This window comes from Gemmatimonas sp. (assembly GCF_044376735.1).
Classification (GTDB): domain Bacteria; phylum Gemmatimonadota; class Gemmatimonadetes; order Gemmatimonadales; family Gemmatimonadaceae; genus Gemmatimonas.
The window spans coordinates 1-3,675 of record NZ_JBILKJ010000221.1; the positions used below are offsets into that span (position 1 = coordinate 1).

Below are 3,675 nucleotides of genomic sequence, written 5' to 3' on the forward strand. Positions count from 1 at the left end.
CTCGCCGAGTAGGCGTCGCCGGTACAGACAGTACGCCCGGAGCCGCTTGGGGATGGTGAGCACCACCTGCCGGTGCGGCACTGGCGCGAGCAGTGTCGTGTCCAGCCACTGGGTCCAGATGGCCAACCGCTTGGCGTGACAGCTCGGGCAGAAATAGCGACACTTGCAGGAGAACGCGAGCAGGTATTCGTGTGCACAGTCGTCGCAGCGGATGCGCGCGAACCCGTGCTCGAGCACGCCGCAGGCGAGGAACTTGTCAGCGACCTGCGCGACGACGGGGCGCCATGGGCCATACTCGCGCGCGAAGCGCTCGTCGTAGACCGTCTGCAGGCGATGCAGGTGGTCCGACACCAACCGAAAGAGCGGCGACGCCTGGGGGCGCCGGGGTTTGTAGACGCCACGCGCCGCCGGGGCCGCGTCGGGCATGCCCGCTCCGGGACCGGGGAGCGCCGAGCATACAGTCGACTCGGATGCGGACCATCACCGTTCCGTTGCGCGTCGGGCTGTTTCGACGCAACGTCTGCGTGGCGCGGGCCTAACGGTGCTTGCTGTTGCCGAGCGGACCGACCATCCGCGCGGCGTGAAGCATCGTGCGGTCCGCTCGCAACAGAAGCTGGCGTTATGCTGTCCAGATGTGACCTGATTCAGCGCCAATGCACAACTGATTGCGACCACGTTCTGGACTGTCATCTCCTGACCACTCCGCGCATGCATGTAGGTACGAGTGAGGCTCGCGAGGCACCTGATGAATCGACGCGTGGTCAGTACCGCCAGCTGGCCGCCGATGTCGGTGGCATCGACGCCGCGCGCGAGCCTGCTGCTATCGTCACAACCCCTCCGGCTTCGCGGCAGGAAGCTGCGGTGCAGCATGCGCTGCTCAGCGCTTTCTGTCCGGGCGCGGCCCAAGTCGTACAGGGTCGTTGGGTTGTCGGTCTCGTCCAGTTCGGTGTGGTCGCGGCGTATCTGGCAGGTGTCTTTGCAGTAGGGCCGATCAAAGCGATGTGGCTGGCGGTGTTTTGGAATGCGTATTCCGCTCTCGAGGCATACTGGTACGAGCGCGATTAGCGAATCACTCGCGTAGCAGCAGAACGCTGAGGCGTTAGCCAGTGTGGCGGCATGAAGGGTGGACGGTAAGGATTGGGACAGACGTTTCAACCATGGAGGCCGGAATGACCAAGACAGTGGTGTTGCTCGGGATGGTTGGCGCGCTCCGCAGCGTCGCGCCGTCGTTGTCTCACGAAGCTGTGGTGCGACCACCGCTCCTCGTCCGAGACACGACCTCGGCGGTCGCTCTTGAGGTGCGCCGACTCGATTCGCTCGCCACGGCCGAGTGTGTCCAGCGCGTGGCGGAGCGCTCGGGCTTTCAGGCATGGTCGGAGGAGGCCGTGGGCAGGGCGGTCCTTGGACGCTTCTGGTCTCGTGAAGTCGAAGGGGCCGGGCGCGCCGAGCATATCCGCACGATCGTTCGGGTTGGCCCTGACACTGTCTATGTGCTGGCGCGGCTGGAACGCGCGCTCCAGGATCGTACGCTGAACGCCGGTGTTGGTACGGTGCGTCAGATTGTCGCCGAATGTCCCCGCAAGCGTACTCGGTTGCCGGTGCCCCCGACTGGTGCTGAGGCGCGGTAGCCAATCTGGGCGATCCGCGCGGGCTGGTCTTGCGGTGCCGTCGTAGCGCGTCGGGTAGGTCAGGCCGACGTGCCGGTCGCGCGACCGCCATCGTGCGAGGCGACCTTGGCTAACGATGCTTGCTGCAGGCGGGCAGCGCGGTAGCTCGCTGCGCTCGCATCTTGTTGAATCGCCCGCTGCAGAAGCCGGGCGTTAGCCGGTTCCCGATATTTGTCGGTGTTCGCACCACTTCTTCCGTCCGAGGCCGCCATATGACTCGCATCAAGCGTGAACACGAAGCGGACAACGCTCTCGCCTGGGTGATGGCGGTTGGCGGTCGTCGTGTCGACGTGGCGGTCCGAGTGGTGAACGAGATGGAGCCGCCAGAGCAGCGGGGTCTTGTGCTCGACGAAATGCGGCAGCCACGCCCCCACGAGATCGAGGACGAGGAGCCCGATAAGGGCCTGCGCGACGAGCGGCAGGGTGGCGAGCCACGGGAGCAACCCCACCCCGGCCGCTTCTGCCCACGCCGACGTGCGCAGGAGCAGGAAGGCGAGCGCGAAGTTGACGACGATTGTCGTGCCGGTGAAGAAGAAGTTCACCAGCGCATGACGCCCCTTGGCGTAGGGCTGACGGTCGAGCGGGGCCGCCAGCTCCCAAAGCCAGAAGAACGCGATGCCGCCCGCGAGAATAAGTGAGCGGTGGCTGCTGTGGATGGTGGCGAAATAGGTGACGAGCCGGTCCATACCTCGGATCATTCCCCGGGTGCTTCGCGCTGTCCAGAGCTCGGCCCCCCCCGCGTCCCCTTGATCCGATCATGCCGTACGAGGCACGCATGAGGAAATCGCCGGGACCTCGTGCCGTTCGACGATCCCCCTAACACCTCCACCAGTCGGTCGTCTTACGGAGCGATACCCGCACGCCGCGACGTCCCTCGTCTCTTTCCGCCAATGCGACCGATCCTTGCCGCCCTTCTCCTCGGTGCCATCCTGTCCGCCTGCTCCATTGCGGCCACCCAGCCCGACGCATCCGGCCCCGCGCCGTCATCGCCGCCATATCCTGTGGGTCAGATGACCGACCAGACCCTCGTGGTGGGTGGGGTTTCGCGACAGTATCGTGTGCATGTGCCGGCGGGCCTCACGACCCCGAAGGCGGTCGTGTTCGTCCTGCATGGCGGCGGAGGCGAAGGGCTCGATGTGGCGATCCTCGGGCGGCACCCGCTCTCGGTTTTCCGTACCGTGGCGGACCGTGACGGGTTCGTGGTGGTGTACCCCGGGGGGCTGCCCGCGAACGACCCCCAGCGCCTGCCGGGGTGGGTCGATTGCCGGGCCGACAACACGGTCGAGAGCAATGCCGACGACATCGGCTTCCTGGCGGCGCTCGTGGAGCGAGTCCGCGGCGAGTACGGGCTGACGACATCTCGCATCTTCATGGCCGGCGGATCGAACGGCGCCCAGATGACGCACGCGTTCGCGTTCCAGCGTGCCGATCTCGTGGGGGCCGTGGCCACCGGCGCCGGCAGTCTGCCCGTGACCCCGAAGTCGGGCCGCTGCACCACCGGCCCCACGCGCCCCCTCCCCATCCTGCTGCTGCACGGCAGCGGTGACACGCAGATGCCGTGGAATGGCGGCTGCGTGGCCGACCTCGGCGGCGCCTGCAATCGGGGACGCGTGATTTCCGCCCTCGACACGCGCGACCGCTGGCTCGCCATCAACGCACGCGCCGGCGTTACGCCCACCACCGCCGTGATCGATTCGAGCACCACCGACACCGGCCCCGCCAACCGGTTCGAGTACACCGGCGCGACCCCCGTGCAGTGGTGGCGACTCGACGGGGCGGGGCACGCGGTACCCAGTCGTACCGTGTTCTCGGCCAGCAACCCGACCACTGGCACGCAGAATCGGGATGTGGAGTTCGCCGAGGTGGTGTGGGCGTTCTTCAAGGCGCGGTTGCCGTAGCCCACGGGCATCGCGCACACGTTGCACCCCGGGAGGACGTCGGGGGACCAGCACCAGCGGGATAGGAATTTCAATCGAGGTCGGTCGACTATCCGTCGAGAGTACAGCGC

5 protein-coding genes are annotated in these 3,675 nt (G+C 66.9%); 3 read left to right on the forward strand and 2 right to left on the reverse strand.

The window, feature by feature from the left end; all coding sequences use genetic code 11:
* Positions 1-426: transposase zinc-binding domain-containing protein (locus ACIRA7_RS15735; protein WP_396221785.1), on the reverse strand; the 426-nt coding region annotated here is incomplete at its 3' end.
* Positions 427-708: 282 nt separating this feature from the next.
* On the opposite strand from ACIRA7_RS15735, the gene ACIRA7_RS15740 reads away from it, so the two are divergent.
* Positions 709-1,065 (forward strand): hypothetical protein, encoded by a 357-nt coding sequence (locus ACIRA7_RS15740; RefSeq protein WP_396221786.1) that lies wholly within the window; start codon positions 709-711, stop codon positions 1,063-1,065.
* A 104-nt stretch (positions 1,066-1,169) separates the two neighbouring features.
* Entirely contained in the window at positions 1,170-1,628 is a 459-nt protein-coding gene (locus ACIRA7_RS15745) for a hypothetical protein (protein ID WP_396221787.1), read from the forward strand.
* Between the two features lie 59 nt (positions 1,629-1,687).
* Here ACIRA7_RS15745 and ACIRA7_RS15750 read toward each other — a convergent pair whose 3' ends face one another.
* On the reverse strand, positions 1,688-2,353 hold the full coding sequence (locus ACIRA7_RS15750; protein WP_396221788.1) for a sterol desaturase family protein: 666 nt from the start codon (positions 2,351-2,353) through the stop codon (positions 1,688-1,690).
* Positions 2,354-2,557: 204 nt separating this feature from the next.
* On the opposite strand from ACIRA7_RS15750, the gene ACIRA7_RS15755 reads away from it, so the two are divergent.
* The gene (locus ACIRA7_RS15755; protein WP_396221789.1) at positions 2,558-3,565 is read left to right on the forward strand and encodes an alpha/beta hydrolase family esterase; all 1,008 of its coding nucleotides are present in this window, start codon (positions 2,558-2,560) and stop codon (positions 3,563-3,565) included.
* The last annotated feature ends 110 nt before the right edge of the window (positions 3,566-3,675 follow it).

What these genes read in the sequence shown, in the direction of transcription:
- ACIRA7_RS15740 (WP_396221786.1), top strand. Translation starts at nt 709, where the DNA reads ATGCATGTAGGTACGAGTGAGGCTCGCGAGGCACCTGATGAATCGACG.
- ACIRA7_RS15745 (WP_396221787.1), top strand. Translation starts at nt 1,170, where the DNA reads ATGACCAAGACAGTGGTGTTGCTCGGGATGGTTGGCGCGCTCCGCAGC.
- ACIRA7_RS15750 (WP_396221788.1), bottom strand. Translation starts at nt 2,353, where the DNA reads ATGGACCGGCTCGTCACCTATTTCGCCACCATCCACAGCAGCCACCGC.
- ACIRA7_RS15755 (WP_396221789.1), top strand. Translation starts at nt 2,558, where the DNA reads ATGCGACCGATCCTTGCCGCCCTTCTCCTCGGTGCCATCCTGTCCGCC.